Origin of the sequence: Rhizobium sp. UGM030330-04 (assembly GCF_003208455.1) — a bacterium.
Classification (GTDB): Bacteria; Pseudomonadota; Alphaproteobacteria; order Rhizobiales; family Rhizobiaceae; genus Agrobacterium; species Agrobacterium rhizogenes_A.
Genome location: NZ_QKML01000012.1, coordinates 26,473 through 47,341, shown reverse-complemented (window position 1 = coordinate 47,341; position 20,869 = coordinate 26,473). Strand labels below are relative to the sequence as shown.

Sequence of the window (20,869 nt, the reverse complement as noted above, 5' to 3'; positions counted from 1 at the left end):
ATCGAACCTGCGAAGTCGTCCAATGGGAAAAACAGAGAGAATCCGCACCACAATCATTGCCTTGGCGGCAAGCCTGTTTGCCGCGCTGCCCGCTCTTGCCGATGAAAGCGCTTTTCTGTCTTCCCTTCAGGGCACATGGACGGGCAAGGGGACGGTGATCACCCGCATCGGCGCGCCGGCCATCAACGTCAACTGCACGCTGAACTCCGATGCCCGGCAGACCGCGCTGCGCATGTCAGGCACCTGCCGCGGGCTTCTGGTGGTGAAGCGCGCTATCGCCGCCGATCTGGCTGCAAGCGGCGCACGTTACAGCGGCACCTATACCGGTCCATCCGGCCGCCCTTCGGCACTGGCCGGCAATCGCCGCGGAAATTCGATCAACCTCACCGTTCGCTGGAACCGCGATATCAACGGGGACCGCGTCGCTGCCATGACGATCGAAAAGATCGGCAATAACGGCCTGCGGCTGCGCACCACCGACAGGGACGGCAGGACCGGCAAGACGGTGGTGACGAGCGATATCAGTCTGGTGCGGTGACTATATTCCACCGATCTTGACGAACCGGATGAGAGACCCGGTTCTCACCTGAATTCGAGCAGCAGAGGGCGATGATCAGAAACCTCGGGTTGTCTTACAACGTCGAAGTGATCAATCGTCACTGCCGAATTGACCAGCATGTAGTCCGCATAACGGTTCTGCTTGGTATAGTGCGAGGTGCGGGTATCGGTATAGCCGCGTGTCGTGACGAGTTCGATGAGATCAAGCTCTTTCAGAACAGTGAATGTCTCACTGTCCGGCAGAACGTTGAAATCGCCGCAGACGACGATCCGGTCACCATCCTGCGCGATATTCCTGACGAGCTGGACGAGACGCTTTGTCTGCGCCAGCCGTGCGGGGCTATCGTGTTTGCCCTCAAGGTCCCGCAGGCCGTGCATATGGGCGATGACCGCCGGCTGGCCGTTTCTGAAATCGAAGACACGAATGGCATGGGCGGTGCGCGATCGCGGATGGTCGCCGTATCCATCCGCTGAAAAGCTACCGTGAACGAAACCTTGCGCCTGCGCGATGACGGCTATGGATTTACGAATGAAGGTCGCCAGTCCCCATTGCGAGGGATAGCGCACCTCGCCGTGCCAGAGATCACCCTGAGCCGCCGGGCAAAAGACCGCCACATGATCGGGCAGGGCGTCCGAGACATCCCGCAGGAAGTTCGCCCGCTGCGGCAGTTCGATGCCATGGTCGCGATAGGTCAGCCAGTCCTGCGTGGCGGCCGGCGTATGCACCACTTCCTGCAGGCACAGAATATCGGGATCGGATGAGGACAGATAGGCAAGAAGCTCGTCGTTCAGCTTCCCACCCCAGCCGTTCAGGCAGATCAGACGCATTCGCGCTCCATCGCTAGCGGATTACCCGATCCGGTTTAGCATGGAGCCGATGGCGATCAATCCTGCTCCCCCGTTTTTCCGAACCTGAGCTGCAACCATCAAACAATAAAGGCCCGGATTGCTCCGGGCCTTTGCCTGTTCCTTCGGGCCGAGTGCTTTACTCGGCCGCCTCGGCATAGTCCTCCATCGGAGGGCAGGTGCAGATGAGGTTGCGGTCGCCATAGACATTGTCGATGCGGTTGACCGGCGACCAGTATTTGTCGATGCGGAAGGCGCCGGGCGGGAAGCAGCCCTTTTCGCGGCTATAGGGACGATCCCATTCCCCGACCAAGTCTTCCACCGTGTGCGGCGCGTTCTTCAGCGGATTGTTGGTCTTGTCCGCGCGGCCTTCTTCGATGTCGCGGGCCTCCTCGCGGATCGCCAGCATGGCATCGCAGAAACGGTCGATTTCCGCCTTGGTCTCGGATTCCGTCGGCTCGATCATCAGCGTGCCGGCCACCGGCCAGCTCATGGTCGGCGCGTGGAAACCGCAATCGACGAGGCGTTTTGCCACATCGTCCACCGTCACGCCGCAGCTGTCGGCGAGCGGGCGGGTGTCGATGATGCATTCATGCGCCACGCGACCGGTCTCGGACTTGTAGAGCACGTCGTAAGCGCCCTTCAGCCGCTCGGCGATGTAGTTGGCGTTGAGGATCGCCACCTTGGTCGCCTGCGTCAGCCCTTCGCCGCCCATCATCAGGCAATAGCTCCAGGAAATCGGCAGGATCGACGGCGAACCGAAAGGAGCCGCCGAAACCGCGCCCTCACGACCGTCCGTCGCCGGATGGCCAGGCAGGTGAGGCGCCAGATGCGCCTTGACGCCGATCGGGCCCATGCCCGGGCCGCCGCCGCCGTGCGGAATGCAGAAGGTCTTGTGCAGATTGAGGTGCGAAACGTCGGAGCCGATATCGCCGGGGCGGGCAAGGCCGACCATGGCGTTCATGTTGGCGCCGTCGAGATAGACCTGTCCACCATGCTTGTGGGTGATCTCGCAAATCTCGCGAACCGTCTCCTCGAACACGCCGTGGGTGGACGGATAGGTGATCATGCAGCATGAGAGGTTTTCCGCATACTGCTCTGCTTTTGAACGGAAATCATCGATATCGACGTCGCCGTTTTCACGTGCCTTCACCGGCACTACCTTCATGCCCGCCATCTGCGCCGAGGCTGGGTTTGTACCATGCGCGGACGTCGGAATGAGGCAGATATCGCGATGCGTATCGCCATTGGCGAGGTGGTAGTTGCGGATGGTCAGAAGGCCCGCATATTCTCCCTGCGCGCCGGAATTCGGCTGCATGGAGAAGGCGTCATAACCCGTGACCGAGCACAGTTTTTCCGAGAGATCATCGATCATCTCCTTGTAGCCAAGCGCCTGATTGGCCGGCACGAAGGGATGGATGTCGGAAAATTCCGGCCAGGTGATCGGCAGCATTTCCGCCGTGGCGTTCAGTTTCATGGTGCAGGAACCGAGCGGGATCATCGAGCGGTCAAGCGCCAGATCGCGGTCCGAAAGACGGCGGATGTAGCGGGTCATCTCGCTTTCGGCACGGTTCATGTGGAAGATCGGATGCGTCATGTACTGGCTGGTGCGCAGCAATTCCTTCGGCAGACGATAGTCCGGCTCGAAATCCGAAATCGAGAAATTGCCGCCGAAAGCACGCCAGACGGCCTCAAGCGTTGCCGGGCGCGTGCGCTCGTCAAGGCTCATGCCGATCTTTGTCGCGCCGACCTTGCGCAGGTTCACGCCTTCCGCCACGGCCGAGCGCAGGATGACGCCCTGCATGTGGCCGACTTCGACGGTAATCGTGTCGAAGAAAGTCTCCGGTTCGATAGTGTAACCGAGCTTCTCCAGCCCCTTGGCCATCAGCACGGCTTTCTGGTGGGTCTGCTGGGCAATCGCCTTGATGCCCTGCGGGCCATGGAAGACGCCGTACATGGAGGCCATGACGGCGAGCAGCACCTGCGCCGTGCAGATGTTCGACGTCGCCTTTTCGCGGCGGATATGCTGCTCGCGGGTCTGTAGCGACAGTCGATAGGCGCGGTTGCCGCGCGCATCGACCGAGACGCCGACCAGACGACCGGGCATGGAACGCTTGTGCGCATCCTTCACGGACATGTAAGCCGCATGCGGACCGCCGTAGCCGACCGGAACGCCGAAACGCTGCGAGGAGCCGATGGCGATGTCAGCGCCCATTTCGCCGGGAGATTTCAGAAGCGTCAGCGCCAGAAGGTCGGCGGCGACGGCGGCAATCGCGCCCGTCTGGTGCAGACGGGAAATCAGGCCGGAGAAATCGCTGACATGGCCGTGGGTGCCGGGATACTGGAAGATTGCGCCGAACACGTCGACGGGATCGAGATCGGTGAACGGATTGCCGACAATTACCTTCCAGCCGAGCGGGGCCGCGCGGGTCTCGATCAGCGCGATGGTCTGCGGGTGGCAATTGGCGTCAACGAAGAAGGCAGTCGCCTTGGACTTTGCGACGCGCTGGCACATGGCCATGGCTTCGGCAGCGGCGGTCGCTTCATCGAGCAGCGATGCATTGGCGACATCGAGGCCGGTCAGATCGCAGACCATGGTCTGGTAGTTCAGCAGCGCCTCAAGGCGGCCCTGGCTGATTTCCGGCTGGTAGGGCGTATAGGCCGTGTACCAGGCCGGGTTTTCCAGAATATTGCGCTGGATGACCGGCGGCGTGATGGTGCCGTAATAGCCCTGGCCGATCAGCGAGGTCAGGACCTGGTTCTTGTTGGCCGTCTCGCGAAGACGATCCAGCGCCTCGCGTTCGGTCAGCGCCGCACCCCAGGTGAGCGGCACCTTCTGGCGGATCGAGGAGGGAACGGTGGCGTCGATGAGCGCGTCGAGGCTCTTATAGCCGACGACCTTCAGCATCTCAGCCATTTCCGACGGCGACGGCCCGATGTGACGCCGGTTGGCGAAATCATAGGGCTGATAGTCGGTGAAATGGAATTCGGTGGGCGTCGTCATTACGCGATCAGCTCCTTGTAGGCTGCTTCGTCGAGCAGCGTATCGGCATCTGCGGCGTTGGAAAGTTTGAGCTTGAAGAACCAGCCAGCACCCTGCGGGTCCGAATTGACCAGCGAGGGGTCATCGACGATGGCCTGGTTGATCTCGACCACTTCGCCATCCAGCGGACAATAGACGTCGGACGCCGCCTTGACGGATTCAACGGTTGCGGCCTCGCCATCCTTGGCGAAGGTTGCGCCCACTTCCGGCAATTCAACGAAAACGAGATCGCCAAGCTGTTCAGCGGCGTGGCTGGTGATGCCGACGGTTGCGACATCGCCTTCGAACTTCAGCCATTCGTGTTCTGCGGTAAATTTCAGCATCGTATTCTCTCCGGAGATGGGATGAAATTATCGTTTATAGGTGGGCTTGATGAAGGGCAGGGCGGCGACGATGACGGGCAGGTACTTGCCGCGCACTTCCGCGAAGATCGCCGTGCCGGGAGCAGCTTGGGAAACAGGCACGTAACCCATGGCGACCGGACCTTCGACCGAGGGGCCGAAACCGCCCGACGTCACTTCACCGATTTCCGTCTTGCCTTCGGCATCTGCGAAAAGCTTCGAATGGCCGCGCACCGGCGCCTTGCCCTCGGGCTTCAGGCCGACGCGGCGGCGCGAGGTGCCGTCCTTGAGTTCGCCAAGAATGCGCTCCGCCCCCGGAAAACCGCCTTCACGATCACCACCGGCGCGGCGCGCCTTCTGGATCGCCCATTCCAGCGAGGCTTCGATCGGGGAGGTCGTGGTGTCGATATCGTTGCCGTAGAGACAAAGGCCGGCCTCAAGACGCAGGCTGTCGCGCGCACCAAGCCCGATGGCTTCGCAATCGGGATGTTCGAGCAGGGCTTTGGCGATTTCCTCCGCCTTGTCGGCGGGTACCGAGATTTCAAAGCCGTCTTCACCGGAGTAACCGGAGCGCGAGACGATGCAGGCCACATCGTGCAGCGGCACTTCCTGCACGTCCATGAATTTCATCTCCGAAACGCCCGTCCACAGTTCGGCCAGCACCTCTTCGGCACGCGGTCCCTGCAGCGCGATCAGGGCGCGGTCATCGAGAAGGGTGATCTCGCAGGTGTCGGAAAGATGCGCCTTCATATGGGCGACATCGGCATCCTTGCAGGCGGCGTTGACAACGACGAAGAGGTGATCGCCACGGTTGGTGATCATCAGGTCGTCGAGGATACCGCCGTTTTCATCGGTGAAGAAACCGTAGCGCTGGCGGCCTTCCTTGAGACCGAGAATATCGACCGGCACCAGCTTTTCGAGCGCAAGTGCGGCATCTTCATTGTTGCCGGACTTCGCCTTCAGGATCACTTGACCCATATGGGACACGTCGAACAGGCCGGCGGAGGTGCGGGTCTGAAGATGTTCCTTCAGCACGCCGGCCGGATATTGCACCGGCATGTCGTAACCGGCAAACGGCACCATGCGGGCGGCAAGCGAAAGATGCAGGGAATGCAGCGGCGTGATTTGAAGCTCGGCGGTATCGTCCAAGGACGCCTCCAGGGTTGCGCGAAAGATCGCGCGGGCTCAGGTCATGACGCGAAAAACGCGCCGGGTTCAAGAGCCCCCTCTGTCCTTGTCGCCTGAGATTGTTATCCCTTCGGCGAGCCGTCCTTATGAAAGGTGGCTTCTCTCCAGAGTTCCGTCGTCACCGCTGGTCCTTTTGCCTGAGAGTTTCCGGGGCGGTTGCTCCTTCGGCACCGCAGTGAAGCGGTTTCTCCCAACGATGATGCGACGCTCATTATCTGCGAAGCCCCGCTGTTGGCAAGGACCAAATGACGCATCTGAACAGATTCTTGCTCCATCTGCGCCATTGCCACCGCAATACGTGGCCGCGTTCCGCAAGCACGGCTTCTTTCAATCGGATTTCTTCTCCGGCAGGCCCTTGTGTTTCGTTGAGGCGAAATCCGCAAGTTCCTTTTCTGTCATGGACTTCTCCATGCTTTTTGAAGCACCTTTTAAACTGGATTTCTTCACGTCGCCGCGTTTGGCGGCCAGTGCCGCGCCCGCGGCTTTCTGCTGGGCTTTCGATTTGGCTGGCATGTCGGATCTCCCTTGAAACATCGTTTCGACAGGAAAATGCCCCCTTGTGTCGATTGTTCCCTTGCAAGTGTTAAGCCTGCGGCAAAATTCCCCTTTGAAACGGCAGGAAAGCGGGATATCGCCTAGACCATGAATGCAAATCGAAAACCATGGCTGACGGGGATGGAGAAAATGCTTCGCATTTTCTGCGCGACCCTGATGTTGTCGCTCGGTTTTGCCCATAAGCCGGCGCTTGCCGTGGCGCCTGCCGTTGCCCTGGACGAGAGTTACCGGCTGCCGGACGGCACCTTTGCGGAAATCTGCCTTGGCCACGGTGATGGCGTCAACGCTTCCCATCCCGGCAACGATCAGCCCCATTCCGGCGATGCCATCCTGTTCTGCGAGGCCTGTCTGCTGGCCTCGTCCATTCTTCTGCCTGTGCCCGATACAGCGGGCTGGCTGAAGACGGAATTTGCCTGGCTCGACAATCGTCTGGCCGCTGAATGGAGCTTCCGCTCCGTTCTGACGATCCGCAAACCGGCCGCGCGCGGCCCGCCGTCCCTGTCCGCCTGATTATTCGTTTTACGGGATCATCGCCGCCGGCTGGCGGCACGGAGCGGCTGCCGGGCCCTGAGGGGCGCAGTCGCAGGGACAAGCAAATGAAAACCACCAAGATCATCACCTGCACTCTCTTCGCCGCATCGGTTTCGACCGCACCGGCTTTCGCCCACGCCACGTTTGTGGACGGTTCGGCCGAACAGGACAGCACCATCGTTGCCGCCCTTCAGGTGCCCCATGGCTGCGACGGCGGGCTTGCCACGACAGAGGTGCAGATCAAGCTGCCGGAAGGCTTCATCTCCGCCAAGCCGCAGCCCAAGGCCGGCTGGGAGCTGGAGATCATCAAAGGCGACTACCAGAAGGTTTACAAGAACCACGGCAAGGAGATCAAAAGCGGTCCGGTCGAAATCCGCTGGAAGGGCGGCGAGCTGCCGGACGAGTTCTACGACACTTTCGCCGTGCAGGGAAAAATCTCCGGCATCGAGGTCGGGCAGGATCTGCCCTTCAAGATAACGCAGCTGTGCGGTGACAAGGGCAAGGTATCCTGGGATGAGGTTGCCGCCGCAGGTGTCGATCCGCATTCTCTGAAAAGCCCGGCGCCGACCATCAGGGTTGCGGCGAAGGCCCATGCCGGCGGCCATGATCACGCCGCCATGGATATGGATGTCGTGAAGGCCGGCAGCCTCGAAGTATCGGGCGGCGCGACCAAGGCCATGTTGCCGGGCCAGCCGGTAGGGGGCGGTTACGTGACGATCAAAAATGCCGGCGATAGCGACGACAAGCTCATTGGCGTCGAATCCGCCGCGGCAGGCCGGGCCGAAATTCACGAAATGGCCATGGTCAACGACGTCATGAAGATGCGCAAGCTGGATGACGGTATCGTCATCCCCGCCGGCCAGACGGTGGAGCTGAAGCCCGGCGGCCTGCACATGATGTTCTTCGACGTGAAGAAGCCCTTTGCCGAGGGCGATAAGGTGCCGGTAACGCTCATCTTCGAAAAGGCGGGCAAGGTTGAGATCGTGCTCTCGACGGGCGCGGCCAAGGGCGGTGACGACAAGAGCGGGCACCAGCACAACTGACAGTAAAAAGAGGCTGCCGGAATGCAATACCTATCCGGCAGCCTCAGTTTTTTCGGCCATTCTTATTTTGTAACGGTCAGCCTGGCCTGCATGCCTGCTTCGTAGTGACCCTTGATGTTGCAGAAGAGGAGATAGGTGCCGGGCGCAAGCTTCGCCTTCAGCCGCCCGTCGCCGCCAGGCTTCAGATCGGCCACTTCACCAAGGTTCTTCAGCTGTTTTTCATCGACGCGATGCCCCGTCGTGTTCAGGGGGATTTTTTCGTCGGCCGACCTCAGCTTCACGAGGATAATCTCGTGCCGCTCGCTCATGGCGTCATTATGCACCTGAAATACCGCGTCTCCGGCTTTGACCGTCTTCTGGTCGAGGGCAAGGGTCATGGGCCCTCCGCCTTCACCGCCTTCCGTCACTTTTATGGTGGTGGCAGCAAAAGCAGGCGCTGATACCATCAGCAAAGTAGCGAGGGCGGTTGCGTGGCGGATCGATAATGTCATGACGCTCCTCCAGTGGACACTGGAGGATTAGGATTTCCAACTGACAGCAACCTGAACGAGTGAAATTAAACTGACATAAATGAAGCGATACATCCAAAATTATTTATATCTATAAGATATTAAATAGTTTTTTTACTTTCATTCTCTTCGTATGCCTGCAGGGCCTGCTCAAGAGTTGCCTGCTGTTCGTGGCGCTGGCTTGCGGCTGTCAGAAAATAAAGCGTCAGCGCCGGCGGCTTGATGGCCGTCATCAGGGCTCTAAGCTGGAAATCGTCGCCGTTTTCGGCCTTGCGCGCCAATTCGTGAATGGCTTCTTCCACCTCGCTCCTGCGCGGCACGCGCTGCGACGGCTTCACGGCTTCCAGCGCATAGGCTGCCGTATTCGCAGAAACGGAAAGAACCTGTGTCATCCAACCCCCGGCAATCTTCACTGACCCTTAAAGGCTGGAGATTAACACCGGCGCCTTGTTGGAAGGCTAAATCGCGGGCGTGCAATTTAATCGTATTTTAATGGCCGAAAGCGCCGGGCAAAGGGGTTTCACCAACCGTTCCCATGGTCTAGAAATACGTCGGACTGCCCGGTCCGGCCATTTCCCCGGAGATACAATCCCCATGCTCAATATCGCTCTTGTCGCCACAGGCGGCGCAATCGGTTCCGTTTTCCGTTATCTGGTCGGCGTGTGGAGTGTGCGACTGGCGGGGCTGAATTTCCCCTGGGGGACACTGGCGGTCAACGTGGTCGGGTCTTTCCTGATCGGTCTGCTGGTCGAGCTTGTGGCGCGTCGGCTGAACGCCTCGATGGAGATGCGCCTGTTTCTCGTCACCGGCGTACTTGGCGGGTTCACCACTTTTTCGTCTTTCTCTCTCGATGCGGTCTCGCTGTTCGAGCGTGGTGCGCTCGGGCTTTCGGCCGTTTACGTGCTTGCAAGCCTTGTGGTTTCCATCGCCGCGGTTTTCGCCGGGCTGGCCTTGGGCCGCAGTTTGTTCTAAAGGCTTGGTCCAAACGGCGCGCCGGTCAATAGGGCGCGCGATCAGGACAGAAAGACTGGAAATTTCATGGCAGGTATCGAGCATATCAAGGTCGAGGCCGACGAGGCCGGTATGCGCCTCGATCGCTGGTTCAAGATTCACTATCCTGGGCTTGGTTTCGGGCAGCTGCAGAAGCTGCTGCGCTCCGGCCAGGTGCGCGTGGATGGCGGCCGGGTGAAGACGGATGCGCGGGTGCAGCCGGGACAGATGGTGCGTGTGCCGCCGGTCGATTCCGATATGAAGACCAAGACCGGCCCGATCGGCTCGAAGGACCTCAAGCATTCCGAAGATGGCGAGCTTCTGGCGCGCATGCTGCTGCATGAGGATGACAAGGTCTTCGTTTTCAACAAGCCGGCCGGCATTGCCGTGCAGGGCGGTTCGGGTGTCACCCGCCATATCGATGGGCTGCTGGAAGCCTGGACCAACCAGAAGGGCGAAAAGCCGCGTCTGGTGCACCGCCTCGACCGCGATACGTCGGGCGTGCTGGTGGTTGCCCGCACCCGGGGCGCGGCGCAGAAGCTGACGGCCGCCTTCCGCGAACGCGATACTAAGAAAACCTATTGGGCGCTGGTCAAGGGCGTGCCGCGCAAGCATCAGGACAAGATTTCCACCTGGCTGGTCAAGGAACAGACGATGGATGGCGATCGCATGCGCATCGCCAAGCATGGCGAGGAGGGGGCCGACCACGCCATTTCCTATTACCGCGTCATCGATACCGCTGCGCAGAACCTCGCCTGGCTGGAAATGGAGCCCTATACCGGCCGCACCCACCAGCTGCGCGTTCATGCGCTGCATATGGGCCATCCGATCATCGGCGATCCCAAATATTACATCGACGATCCGAACTGGGATTTTCCGGGTGGTATTCAGAAGCGCCTTCACCTGCATGCGCGTCATATCGACATACCGCACCCTTCCGGCGGCCGGCTTCGGGTCAGCGCACCCCTGCCGCCGCATATGGTGCAGACCTGGAACCTGCTCGGTCTCGACGTGGCCGATGGCGATAGGGAAGACTGAAAACGATGAAGCTGGTTCTTTTCGATTGCGACGGCACGCTCGTGGACAGCGCCGGCCTGATCCATGCCGTGATGTCCGAAACCTTTGCCGATTTTGGCAAGCCGCGGCCTGATCTCTCCGAGACCAAGGCGATCATCGGCCTGACGCTGGATATCGCTATCGCCCGCATGCTCGGTAAGACGCATGTGGATGAGGAGGCGCTGGCGATGACGCGGCGTTACAGGGAAGTTTATCATCCGCTGCGCGAGCGTCCTGAAATGACGACGCCACTCTTCGACGGTATCGCGCCACTGATCGAAACGCTTTCGAAGCGGGATGACGTGCTGATCGGCGCGGTGACCGGCAAGGGCCGGCGAGGGCTCACACATATTCTCGAGACGCACGGCTTTGCCGATCACTTCATCGTCTCACGCACGGCGGATGACTGCCCCTCCAAGCCGCACCCGGCCATGGTGATGGAATGCTGCCATGAAACCGGCATGGTTCCGGCCGATACTGTCGTGATCGGCGATGCGATCTATGACATGCAGATGGCCAAGGCCGCAGGCGCGAAAGCTATCGGTGTCGCGTGGGGTTATGCCTCGGTTGACGATCTCTGGAAGGCGGGCGCCGATGCGGTCGTCAGCCACCCGCGCGAAATCCCGGCCTATGTGCCTGCCGATAATCTCTAGTGACCTTTTCTACCCGACTGATGAGGACGTGCCATGCGTGATCTCCTGAACGACCTTTCGGAGGGACTGAGCCATCCCGACCCGATCCTGCGAGCACAAATCCAGATGCAGAAGCCGTTACCGAAACGGTTCTACAAGGATGTCACCGTCGCCGAGGCGGAGGAGGGTGGCTTCACCATCCATCTTGATGGCAAGCCGCTGCGCACTCCGGCCAAGAAGCCGCTGACCGTGCCGACGCAGGCGCTTGCCAGCCTGCTTCGCGATGAATGGGATGCGCAGAAGGAAGTGGTGAACCCGGTGGTCATGCCGGTATCGCGGCATGTGAACACCGCAATCGACGGCGTCGCCACCGACACCCAGGCGGTTTTCGAGGATATCCTCCGTTTTTCCTCCTCCGATCTCCTGTGTTACCGCGCGGGCGATCCGGAAGCGCTGGTTGCGCGGCAGACGGACCATTGGGATCCGGTTCTGGACTGGGCGGCCAATGTGCTCGGCGCCCGTTTTATTCTTGTCGAAGGCGTCATGCATCGCGACCAGCCGCGTGAGGCAATCGCGGCCTTCGCGGTGACGCTGAGGAAATACGATACGCCGATTGCGCTCGCCGCACTGCACACCATGACGTCGCTGACCGGTTCCGCCATTCTGGCTTTGGCGCTGGCGGAAGGAGAGCTGACGCTGGAGGAGACGTGGGCGCTCGCCCATCTCGACGAAGACTGGACCGCCGAGCAATGGGGTGAGGACGAGGAGGCGTTGGAACGCCGTGCCGTCAGGCTCATCGACATGCGCGCCGCGCTCAACGTTCTGGAGTCGCTGAAGAGCGCCTCTTAACGTTTTTCTAACCCTGATCGCCGAACATGCGGTTACCTCACGTTAGGGGAGCCGCTGATCATGAACACCACGCTGGAACGCCTTGGCATTGTCGTGCTGGCGTGTTTCGCGCTCATGTCTTTCAGGCTGGAATCGGAAGCGACAAATACCGACCGGCTGCTTTACGATGTGCGTGGCGCATTTGTCGCCGCACGCCCGGATGTCGCGCCGGCGCTGATGCAGTCCATCCATGCGCAGGTACAGAGCGCAATCCGCACGACGGCGCGTGGCGAGACAAGGCCGCGCGTGGTGTTGACCATTCGCCTTACATCCGTCACGCGCGCCCCGTTCCTGTTCGGAGAGCGGGCCTCGGCCAAGGTGATTGTCCGTGCCGCAGCGGTGGCGACGGGTGAGGTGATCGCCGAGGCGAAATTCACCGCCACTGTCGTCAGCTTCGATAATCAGTCAATCGAGCAGGAACTCGCCTATGGCGTTGCCGAACGGGTAATCCGCGAATTCAGGCTGAGCCGCCCCGGCCCCACGACACTGGCAACCGCCCTGTTTCCGTAAATGACGAAAGGCGGGGGCGCGAAAGCCAATCGTCTGCCGTTTGCTCTGCAAACTCACCCCCCGGAAAAATCGCATCTCAACGCCTTGAAACTCACATACGTTACGTATCTTAATTGACATACGCTGCGTACGTCACTATCTCGCATACGTAACGTATGTGAAGGGGCGTTCGAAGCTTTGAAAGCAATGCTTCGCCCGTCCATTGCCACTCAGCCACAAAGAGAGATGCAAATGACTAAACGCGAAGCGATTTTCCCCGCCAACAGGCACGCGCTATACGAAGAGCACGGCTATTCCGCGGCTATTCGATCCGGTGACCTCCTTTTCGTTTCCGGTCAGGTTGGCAGCCGTGCCGATGGAACGCCTGAACCAGACTTTGAACGTCAGGTCCGGCTGGCCTTTGAAAATCTCAAGGCCACGCTCGCTGCAGCGGGTTGCACCTTCGACGATATCGTGGATGTGACGACGTTCCACATAGACCCGGAAAACCAGTTCGGAACGATCATGACCGTCAAGCAGGAGATTTTCAGCAAGTCGCCTTACCCGAACTGGACTGCTCTGGGTGTCAACTGGCTCGCCGGCTTCGATTTCGAGATCAAGGTCATCGCCCGCATCCCGTAATGTCGGGTCAGGCCCGAAACGGCGGCGCTGCAAGCGCGCCGCCGGCTTGCTTTCCATCCTTATCCGAGACGGTCGGCATGCCACTTCAGATGGTCGTCCATGAAGGTGGAGATGAAATAATAGGAGTGGTCGTAGCGATCGTGCATGCGCAGCGTCAGGCCGATATCCGTGCCCTTGATCGCTTCTTCGAACAACCAGGGGCGCAGACCCTTTTCAAGGAAACTGTCGGCCTTGCCCTGATCGATCAGGAATTCAGGAAAACGCGCACCATCCTCGACCAGCGAGCAGGCGTCATATTGGCGCCATGCGGCCCGGTCGGCACCGAGGTATTTTTCCAGCGCCGGTTCGGACCAGTCGGCGGAAGAGGGGGCGACAATCGGCGCAAAGGCGGAGCAGCTTTTGAACCGGTCGGGATTCCTGAGCGCGATGGTCATCGCGCCATGGCCGCCCATCGAATGACCGAAGATGCCCTGGCGGCTCATGTCCGCGCGGAAATGCTGGCCGATAAGGGCTGACAGCTCTTCCGTGACATAGCTGTACATATGGTAGTGCTCCGACCACGGTTCCTGCGTGGCGTCGAGATAAAAGCCGGCGCCCTTGCCCATCTGCCAGTTGGTCAGCTCGTCCGGCACGTCATTGCCGCGCGGACTCGTATCCGGGCAGACGATGATGAGACCGAGTTCCGAGGCCATGCGGCGATATTCGCCCTTTTCCATCACATTGGCATGGGTGCAGGTGAGGCCGGAAAGATACCAGAGAACCGGGCAGGGCTCGTGGATCGCCTTCGGCGGCACATAGACCGCAAAGGTCATTTCGCATTTCAGGGTTTCGGATGTGTGCGAAAACACGCCCTGCATGCCGCCAAAGGCCGTATTTTGCGAAATGATGTTCATGAAGCCATTCCTTTAAGAAAGTTCCCGGTTCAGCCCGCAAGCGAGACAGCGGCATTGACCGCCGCCGCCACCAGAACCGTGTTGAAGAAGAAAGAAACGATGGAGTGCAGCAGCGTCACCTTGCGCATGGCGGTGGTGGTCACGCCCACATCCGATGTCTGTGCCGTCATGCCGATCACCACGGCAAAATACAGGAAGTCATAACCGCATGGCTCCTTCGTCGCCGGAAAATCCATGCCACCGCGATGCTGGCGCTTGCCGTCCAGCGTCGCCGGCCGCCAGTATAGATGCGCATAGTGCAGGGCGGTCATGGTGTGGATTGTCAGCCAGCCGAAGATCACCGAGGCAAAGGCGATAAACAGGGTCCAGACCGTTTCGCCCGTATGGTTGAGCGCCTGAAACAGCGAGACGACGGCAACGCCGACCGCAAGCAGCGTGACGGCAATGATGGCGATCGCCGGAAGATCGTCGCTATCGGCATGGGCCTTCAGATGCTGCGCCGTCAGTCCCGGCAGGCGAAGGGCAACCAGCGCCAGATAGGTCAGGAAAAAGAAAACGGCGGCAATCTCTATGGCAAGGGCAGGGGCAAATGCCAGCGCCAGCGCGAGGCTGAAGGCGCCGACGAGAAAGGCAATGACGAAAGGCCGATGGCGACGATAGGCATCGCCGCCGGGATTAACCGGGCCCTTGGGGTTGGCTGGGCCCTTGGGGCTGGCTGGACTCTTCGGATTTGCCGGGGTCATGGGCGACGCCTTTCTGTTTGCAGTGTCACTTTTTGACACGGCGGCAGAAACGGTCAAGCGTCTCCAGAAAGGCGGAGCGGTCACGCGGTGAAAAGGCGGCGTTATATCCCTTGCTTTCACCCGTTTCGCGCAGATGCGCGCCAAGATCACGCATCGCGGTCGCCATGCCGATATTCGACTGGTCGAAGACGCGCCCCGTCGGTCCCGTCACCAGAGCACCCTTGGCGACGCAGCGTCCGGCGAGCGGCACATCGGCGGTGATGACGATATCGTTTTCGCCGGCATGTTCGGCAATCCAGTCATCCGCCGCATCGAAACCGGCCGACACGATGACGTTTTTCACCATCGGATCACGCGAGGGGCGCAGGCCGGAATTGGCGACGAAGGTCACCTCCAGCCCGTGCCGCTCCGCCACTTTCAGGATCTCCGGCTTCACGGGGCAGGCATCGGCATCGACATAGATTTGCGGGTTTTTCGACATGGGCACTCTTTTGGACAATTCCTGCGATGCTTTTAAGGGCAAATACGGCAATTACCAAGCCTGCTTTCGCCGAAATGCCAGCTTGCTGGCTGGGCAGGGGCGGGGGCTTGCGATCATCCTGCAACTCACGTACGTTCACTATATGTTCTTTTTTTGGGGGAGGGTTCCGATGCTGGAAGAATTCATCGTGCAGGCCAAATCCGCGACCTATGTCGGCGGCGGCAGCAAATCCAGGACCTCCACCCGCAAGGGGTCGCATGATCTCACTTACCGGCAGGGTGAGTGGGACTATATCGACAGCTATTTCGGCGGGACCGATTTCATCGGGCAGGAGGTGATCTGGCATGAGGGCGTCGCGCTCTGGGCGATGAATTATTATGGCCGCATCCTGAGGCCGGACATGATCGACGGCATGATTGCCGGCAGGGTCATTCAGACATCGCTTTCCGCACTTTATCAGGAGGGCCGGTTTCTTGGCGGTTTCACCCATCACGTCGGGGAGCTGGTCTATGTCGATACGAATGCGGGTGAAGCCCGGTCCTTCACGGGCGTCGAGAGGATTTACCGGGGCGGCGTCGAGACATACCGGCTTGACTATCACGGCGGGATGATAAAGCCCTAGATTAAAGACACTGCCATCGACAGGATGCACAATGGCAAATGGCGACGTTCAGTATTTCAAGGCGACACTCTATTTCGACAGCGAGCCCGGGATTTCGGAGGAGAGCCTGACGAAGGCCTGGGGCGCGGAAGGCTATGAATGCGAGTTGGTGAACGACAAGGGTGTCTTTGACGGCCTTCGCGGTGCGACCAGAGTTTTTGTCGGTACGCCGGAACCGGTAACGGCTCGGCTTGCGCCGGCGCATTATCCGGCAGTCGCACAGGCTGACGTCGACTGGTCGTCGCTCTTTTGCGTCGATGCAAAAGCGGCATATGACGATCTACGCCAGGCCACACACCAGTGCGAGTTCGGACTTTTCATCATCGCGGATGAGGATAATCCTGAAATCGCCCACAACGAGATCGCCTCGACCCTGCTTGGCATCCATCAGGTCGCCCCAATGCGGGCCGTCGTGTTGCATTACCTGGACATGGTCGTCGGCCGCGCCAATCTGGATGACTATCTGAACTATGCAAACAGCCATCTAGATCAACCGCAGCAAATGGCTGCGATGCTCGCCTTCGGAGCCTTTGTGACGGAGGAGGGCGAGGCGATCACAGCCTGGACGACGGGCCTGAACCGTTTCGGACAGACGGATATTCTCTACGAAATGAAGGCCGGCGACGCCACACAAGCGCTTCTGACCATATTCGGCCTGGCGCATCTCGTGGTCAGCGGAAGGCGGCGGTTTGCCGCCGGTGAAGCCATCACCTCTCTCGACCTTCTCGCGCGGCTGGAGCCTGCCGAACTGCACGGCCAGCCCATGCTGCGTGTCGTGCGGCACGGCGCGGAGTAACGGTCTCGTTTGCGGGCAGTCGGGAGCGATGATGGTTCACCGCCCCCGTTTTTCGTTATCGGTTCAGCCGGGCTGCTTCGTCTTGCGCAGATAGGGAAGAACCGTGTCGTAGGAGCCGAAACGGGCAATTGCATCTTCGTTGGAGACGGCGGCGGTGATGATGACGTCTTCGCCCTGTTTCCAGTTGGCCGGCGTCGCCACCTGATGCCTGGACGTCAGCTGGATGGAATCGATGGCACGGAGAATTTCCTCGAAGTTGCGGCCGGTGGTCATCGGGTAGGTGAGGACCAGCTTGATCTTCTTGTCGGGACCAATGACGAAGACCGAGCGCACCGTCGCATTGTCGGCCGGCGTGCGGCCTTCGGAACTGTCTCCGGCCCCGGCGGGCAGCATGTCATAGAGCTTCGCCACCTTCAGGTCCTTGTCGCCGATCAGCGGATAATCGACATTGAAGCCGGTCGCGGTGCGGATATCGTTCTTCCATTTCTCGTGGCTTTCGACCGGGTCGACCGAAATGCCGATGATCTTCACGCCGCGCTTTTCGAATTCCGGCTGCAGGCCACCCATTGCACCCAGCTCGGTGGTGCAGACCGGCGTGAAATTCTTCGGATGGGAAAACAGCACCGCCCAGCCGTCACCGATCCAGTCGTGAAAGCTCACCGGACCATGGGTGGTCTCGGCGGTAAAATCCGGTGCTATGTCGTTGATACGCAGGCTCATATGGTGGTTCTCCCTAATGATTTGAACTGAAATCCTGATGGTTTTCGGCAATCCGTTTCCGGCGCCGGAGCTTAGAGTGTCGGCGTGAAATGACCAGTCTTTTATCGTGCGCCTCCGGCATTGCCGAGCAGCGGAAGTTTGCGAAGTTCCCGCGAAAGCTCGATGACGCTCCATGGCAGATATTCGGTTATGGCCAGTCCGACGATGTCCGACACGGACGATATCGACAGAAGAATCTGCTGGATTTGCGACAGGGTCATGCGACCTTTGGCCACGCCGTCAAACGCGCCCGGCCGGGCGGACGGATTGCGGAACAGAAGAAAATCATAAAGGCCCGGATCGAGCACATCGAGGTCGAAGTGGATTGCCGCATGTTTCAGGCCGTGCGCCTTCAACCACGCCGTCACCGGTGCGACGCCATTTTGCAGGTCCTCCGGAGAAAGACGGGCAATACCGTGTTTTGTGATGAAGTCGGTTTCGTAAGGCGTCGTCTCCGTCAATCCGACATAAAGCACGTTTTTCGGTTTCACCCGGTTCGGAACGGTCGCGACGAAATCCGCGTCACCTTCGCCCATCAATATCGCAAGCAGGTGCGCATGGGCGTTTGGATATTGCCCCGCTGTCATAATGTCAGGATGGGCGTCGATCCAGATCACCGCCAGATCGTCCCGCTAGCGGCTGTTGAGATAGGAGACGGGGCCGAGATTGACGAGGCAGTCACCGCCAAGCGTGACGATGGCGTCGGGATTATGCCTGCCGATCGCCGCATGAACCTGATCGAGAATGGCAAGGTTCACCTCGCGGGATATTATGCCGGCACTGACCGGACGCGCGCCGCTGTCAGCCGGCGGCGGAACGGCGATGGTTTCCACCGGGCCTTCCGGGTCTGGCGCAATGGCCGAAAGAACCCGGCCGCCAATATAATAATCCGGGTTATCGCCGCCTTGCCAAAGGGGCAGGTTGAGGCGAAGCACGTTTCTGGGGTCGATCATCGGTCGGATCCTCTGTAGCAGGCGTCATATCGGTCATGGTGACCGGCAAAGCGGGCAGGGAGGCGCCGCCTGCCGCTTCCTGCCTGATATAGGTCGGTAAAGCCGCGTGCCAATGACATCCCGTCACAACAGGCAGTCGACGGTCAAAATCGTCGACAACACCGGTTGAATGTCGCAGGCGCCGCCGTTATTCCGGAATGGATCGGGGACCATTCATGACAACATCCTCTGCGCCGGTTTCAGCGGCAGTTCGGGCACGCATACCGCCCACCGTATGGGTTCTTGGTTTCGTCAGCCTGCTGATGGATATCTCCTCGGAGATGGTGCAGACGCTGTTGCCCTATTATCTCGTCTCGGGGCTCGGTGCGTCCGCTGTCACGGTCGGTTTCATCGAAGGCCTGTCGGTCGCCATCGCGACCACTACCAAGCTGTTCTCCGGGATCATCGCGGACTGGACGCGGCGGCGGAAAATGCTCGCCGTGCTTGGATATGGTCTTGGCGCCATTTCCAAACTCGCCTTTCCCTTCGCCACTTCGCTCGGCTGGATTGTCGCTGCCAAGTCGGTGGATCGGGTCGGCAAGGGCATTCGCGGAACACCGCGTGACGCCCTCATCGCCGATGTGACCCCCGCTGAAATCCGAGGAGCGGCCTTCGGGCTGCGAAAGTCGCTCGATACGGTCGGCGGTTTCATCGGGCCGCTGGCGGCCATGGCGCTGATGTTTGCGCTGAGTGAAAATGTTCTCGCCATTTTCTGGATCGCGGTCATCCCGGCTTTCCTGTCGGTCTTCATTCTCATGATCGGCGTCAAGGAGCCGGATGCACCGGCACAAACGAAAGCGGAAAAGCCGTTTCGGACCGCCGATTTTGCAAAGCTAAACCCGGCGGTCTGGATCGTCATCTTCGGGGCGTCGCTCCTGACCTTTGCACGGTTCAGCGAAGCGTTCCTGCTGCTGAAATCCGAAGAGGCGGGGTTCAGGCCGGCATGGATACCCGTCACCATGGTCATCATGCACGCCGTCTACGGCCTGACGGCCTATCCCGCCGGACGGCTTTCGGACCGGATCGGCCGGTCGGGAATTCTCGCCGCAAGCGTGGCGGTGCTGGCCGCATCCTATCTTGCGCTCGCTTTTGCCAATTCCATCCCGCTGTTCCTGACCGGAATTCTGCTGTGGGGGCTACATATGGGCCTGTCCCAGGGTTTGCTCGCAACTCTTGTCGCGGAAACCGCGCCGCCAAACCTCAAGGGAACCGCCTTCGGCGTTTTCAACCTGTTGACGGGTGTGGCGGTGCTGATCGGTAATGTCCTCGCCGGGTTGCTGTGGGACCTCCATGGTTCATTCGGCACCTTCTTGATGGGGGCAATATTGTCACTCGCAGCATTGCCGGTTTTGATCTGGATATCCCGGCGAAGATCCGCTCCGGCCGGATAAGGCGCACGCCTGAGCCAAGATTGTCTTCGCCGGTCGAAGCGCCTATTCTGATACGGCATCCCTTTGCCGCTTCAGCCGGCGCTGAAAGCCGCGCGCACGCCGTCTCCAAAACCATGTGATGGAGAATACCGATGACGATCACGATTACCGCCTTTGAACGCTCGCCCGATGGCGGCAAGGGTCTTGCCCGTGACATGCGCGTCCGCTGGGCGCTGGAAGAAGTGGGGCAGCCTTACGACGTCCGCCTTCTTTCCTTCAAGGCGATGAAGCAGCCGGAGCATCTCGCGCTTCAGCCATTCGGGCAGATTCCGACCTATCAGGAGGGCGATCTCGTCCTGTTCGAATCCGGTGCCATCGTTCTCCATATAGCCGAGCGCCATACCGGCCTGCTGCCGAAGGATGCGGATGCGCGGGCAAGGGCGATAGGCTGGATGTTCGCCGCGCTCAGTACCATGGAGCCGCCGATCGTCGAGCATTTTGTCACCGGCTTTCTCGAAAGGGACAAGAGCTGGCACAGTGAGCGCCTGCAGATCGTCGATGAACGCATTCGCACACGGCTCGCTGAATTATCCCGCCATCTCGGTGGGGCCGACTGGCTGGAGCGGACATTCAGTGCCGGTGACCTGATGATGATATCGGTCCTGCAAAGGATAAAAAGTTCGGGCATCCTTGATGAATATCCGAACCTTTCCGCTTACGTGGCCCGAGGCGAGGCGCGTCCGGCCTATAAGCGCGCCTTTGCCGATCAGCTGGCGGTTTTCAAAGCCGCGTCGGATGCCGGAAGAAATAAAGTTTAGGTCGCTTTTTTCTTCGTTGTGAATCTCAGTTGCAGATCGATATCC

Annotated in this window: 26 protein-coding genes and 1 riboswitch; of the genes, 13 read left to right on the top strand and 13 right to left on the bottom strand. The window is 60.0% G+C overall.

Annotated elements, in window-relative coordinates; all coding sequences use genetic code 11:
* Nucleotides 1-22 precede the first annotated feature (22 nt).
* A complete protein-coding gene (locus N434_RS18270; protein WP_174029373.1) occupies nucleotides 23-538 on the top strand; it encodes a hypothetical protein in 516 nt (171 codons plus the stop codon).
* Between the two features lie 44 nt (nucleotides 539-582).
* Here the strand turns inward: N434_RS18270 and N434_RS18265 are convergent, their stop codons facing one another.
* From N434_RS18265 to N434_RS18245, 5 genes are all read right to left on the bottom strand, one after another.
* A complete protein-coding gene (locus N434_RS18265) occupies nucleotides 583-1,386 on the bottom strand; it encodes an endonuclease/exonuclease/phosphatase family protein (protein WP_110759772.1) in 804 nt (267 codons plus the stop codon).
* A 157-nt stretch (nucleotides 1,387-1,543) separates the two neighbouring features.
* The gene (gcvP, locus tag N434_RS18260) at nucleotides 1,544-4,408 is read right to left on the bottom strand and encodes an aminomethyl-transferring glycine dehydrogenase (protein ID WP_110759771.1); all 2,865 of its coding nucleotides are present in this window, start codon (nucleotides 4,406-4,408) and stop codon (nucleotides 1,544-1,546) included.
* Entirely contained in the window at nucleotides 4,408-4,770 is a 363-nt protein-coding gene (gene gcvH / locus N434_RS18255) for a glycine cleavage system protein GcvH (RefSeq protein WP_065115558.1), read from the bottom strand. Before gcvH ends, gcvP begins: the two co-directional genes overlap by 1 nt.
* A 27-nt stretch (nucleotides 4,771-4,797) precedes the next feature.
* Nucleotides 4,798-5,937: a glycine cleavage system aminomethyltransferase GcvT gene (gene gcvT / locus N434_RS18250; RefSeq protein WP_110759770.1), complete on the bottom strand. Its 1,140-nt coding sequence runs from the start codon at nucleotides 5,935-5,937 to the stop codon at nucleotides 4,798-4,800.
* A 154-nt stretch (nucleotides 5,938-6,091) separates the two neighbouring features.
* A riboswitch (glycine riboswitch) is annotated at nucleotides 6,092-6,179 on the bottom strand.
* Between the two features lie 124 nt (nucleotides 6,180-6,303).
* A complete protein-coding gene (locus N434_RS18245) occupies nucleotides 6,304-6,489 on the bottom strand; it encodes a DUF3008 family protein (RefSeq protein WP_065115560.1) in 186 nt (61 codons plus the stop codon).
* A gap of 171 nt (nucleotides 6,490-6,660) precedes the next feature.
* On the opposite strand from N434_RS18245, the gene N434_RS18240 reads away from it, so the two are divergent.
* Both N434_RS18240 and N434_RS18235 read left to right on the top strand, forming a co-directional pair.
* A complete protein-coding gene (locus N434_RS18240; RefSeq protein ID WP_110759882.1) occupies nucleotides 6,661-7,041 on the top strand; it encodes a hypothetical protein in 381 nt (126 codons plus the stop codon).
* An 86-nt stretch (nucleotides 7,042-7,127) separates the two neighbouring features.
* Entirely contained in the window at nucleotides 7,128-8,105 is a 978-nt protein-coding gene (locus N434_RS18235; protein ID WP_065115562.1) for a copper chaperone PCu(A)C domain-containing protein, read from the top strand.
* Between the two features lie 62 nt (nucleotides 8,106-8,167).
* Here N434_RS18235 and N434_RS18230 read toward each other — a convergent pair whose 3' ends face one another.
* Nucleotides 8,168-8,596 carry a plastocyanin/azurin family copper-binding protein gene (locus tag N434_RS18230; RefSeq protein ID WP_110759769.1) on the bottom strand — a complete coding sequence of 143 codons (429 nt, stop codon included), beginning with the start codon at nucleotides 8,594-8,596 and terminating at the stop codon, nucleotides 8,168-8,170.
* 119 nt (nucleotides 8,597-8,715) lie between these two features.
* Nucleotides 8,716-9,006 (bottom strand): hypothetical protein, encoded by a 291-nt coding sequence (locus N434_RS18225; protein WP_110759768.1) that lies wholly within the window; start codon nucleotides 9,004-9,006, stop codon nucleotides 8,716-8,718.
* Nucleotides 9,007-9,208: 202 nt separating this feature from the next.
* Between N434_RS18225 and crcB the strand changes: the two genes are divergently transcribed.
* The 6 genes from crcB to N434_RS18195 all read left to right on the top strand — a co-directional run bounded on the left by crcB (nucleotide 9,209) and on the right by N434_RS18195 (nucleotide 13,311).
* A complete protein-coding gene (gene crcB / locus N434_RS18220) occupies nucleotides 9,209-9,586 on the top strand; it encodes a fluoride efflux transporter CrcB (RefSeq protein ID WP_110759767.1) in 378 nt (125 codons plus the stop codon).
* Nucleotides 9,587-9,652: 66 nt separating this feature from the next.
* A complete protein-coding gene (locus tag N434_RS18215) occupies nucleotides 9,653-10,642 on the top strand; it encodes an RluA family pseudouridine synthase (protein ID WP_065115566.1) in 990 nt (329 codons plus the stop codon).
* Nucleotides 10,643-10,647: 5 nt separating this feature from the next.
* Complete coding sequence (locus N434_RS18210; protein ID WP_110759765.1) at nucleotides 10,648-11,313, top strand: HAD family hydrolase; 666 nt, start codon at nucleotides 10,648-10,650, stop codon at nucleotides 11,311-11,313.
* Between the two features lie 33 nt (nucleotides 11,314-11,346).
* On the top strand, nucleotides 11,347-12,141 hold the full coding sequence (locus N434_RS18205; protein ID WP_110759764.1) for an ATP12 family chaperone protein: 795 nt from the start codon (nucleotides 11,347-11,349) through the stop codon (nucleotides 12,139-12,141).
* A gap of 60 nt (nucleotides 12,142-12,201) precedes the next feature.
* Nucleotides 12,202-12,690: a hypothetical protein gene (locus N434_RS18200; protein ID WP_110759762.1), complete on the top strand. Its 489-nt coding sequence runs from the start codon at nucleotides 12,202-12,204 to the stop codon at nucleotides 12,688-12,690.
* Between the two features lie 231 nt (nucleotides 12,691-12,921).
* On the top strand, nucleotides 12,922-13,311 hold the full coding sequence (locus N434_RS18195) for a RidA family protein (RefSeq protein ID WP_110759760.1): 390 nt from the start codon (nucleotides 12,922-12,924) through the stop codon (nucleotides 13,309-13,311).
* A 59-nt stretch (nucleotides 13,312-13,370) separates the two neighbouring features.
* Here N434_RS18195 and fghA read toward each other — a convergent pair whose 3' ends face one another.
* From fghA to N434_RS18180, 3 genes are read right to left on the bottom strand one after another with little or no spacing between them, the layout of a single operon-like run.
* On the bottom strand, nucleotides 13,371-14,204 hold the full coding sequence (gene fghA / locus N434_RS18190) for an S-formylglutathione hydrolase (protein WP_110759758.1): 834 nt from the start codon (nucleotides 14,202-14,204) through the stop codon (nucleotides 13,371-13,373).
* Between the two features lie 29 nt (nucleotides 14,205-14,233).
* Complete coding sequence (locus N434_RS18185; protein ID WP_110759756.1) at nucleotides 14,234-14,947, bottom strand: DUF1345 domain-containing protein; 714 nt, start codon at nucleotides 14,945-14,947, stop codon at nucleotides 14,234-14,236.
* Nucleotides 14,948-14,972: 25 nt separating this feature from the next.
* Entirely contained in the window at nucleotides 14,973-15,428 is a 456-nt protein-coding gene (locus N434_RS18180; protein WP_110759754.1) for a YaiI/YqxD family protein, read from the bottom strand.
* 169 nt (nucleotides 15,429-15,597) lie between these two features.
* Between N434_RS18180 and N434_RS18175 the strand changes: the two genes are divergently transcribed.
* Both N434_RS18175 and N434_RS18170 read left to right on the top strand, forming a co-directional pair.
* Nucleotides 15,598-16,050, top strand: a complete 453-nt coding sequence (locus N434_RS18175) for a DUF5680 domain-containing protein (protein WP_110759881.1) — start codon at nucleotides 15,598-15,600, stop codon at nucleotides 16,048-16,050.
* A 31-nt stretch (nucleotides 16,051-16,081) separates the two neighbouring features.
* Nucleotides 16,082-16,885, top strand: coding sequence for a hypothetical protein (locus N434_RS18170; protein WP_110759752.1), 804 nt, complete (start codon nucleotides 16,082-16,084; stop codon nucleotides 16,883-16,885).
* Between the two features lie 63 nt (nucleotides 16,886-16,948).
* Here N434_RS18170 and N434_RS18165 read toward each other — a convergent pair whose 3' ends face one another.
* The 3 genes from N434_RS18165 to N434_RS18155 all read right to left on the bottom strand — a co-directional run bounded on the left by N434_RS18165 (nucleotide 16,949) and on the right by N434_RS18155 (nucleotide 18,597).
* A complete protein-coding gene (locus N434_RS18165) occupies nucleotides 16,949-17,605 on the bottom strand; it encodes a peroxiredoxin (protein ID WP_065115576.1) in 657 nt (218 codons plus the stop codon).
* 101 nt (nucleotides 17,606-17,706) lie between these two features.
* Entirely contained in the window at nucleotides 17,707-18,261 is a 555-nt protein-coding gene (locus tag N434_RS18160) for an arginase family protein (protein WP_146227666.1), read from the bottom strand.
* A gap of 15 nt (nucleotides 18,262-18,276) precedes the next feature.
* The gene (locus tag N434_RS18155; protein ID WP_110759748.1) at nucleotides 18,277-18,597 is read right to left on the bottom strand and encodes an arginase family protein; all 321 of its coding nucleotides are present in this window, start codon (nucleotides 18,595-18,597) and stop codon (nucleotides 18,277-18,279) included.
* A gap of 215 nt (nucleotides 18,598-18,812) precedes the next feature.
* Between N434_RS18155 and N434_RS18150 the strand changes: the two genes are divergently transcribed.
* Nucleotides 18,813-20,027: an MFS transporter gene (locus N434_RS18150; RefSeq protein WP_110759746.1), complete on the top strand. Its 1,215-nt coding sequence runs from the start codon at nucleotides 18,813-18,815 to the stop codon at nucleotides 20,025-20,027.
* 131 nt (nucleotides 20,028-20,158) lie between these two features.
* On the top strand, nucleotides 20,159-20,824 hold the full coding sequence (locus N434_RS18145; RefSeq protein ID WP_110759744.1) for a glutathione S-transferase family protein: 666 nt from the start codon (nucleotides 20,159-20,161) through the stop codon (nucleotides 20,822-20,824).
* The last annotated feature ends 45 nt before the right edge of the window (nucleotides 20,825-20,869 follow it).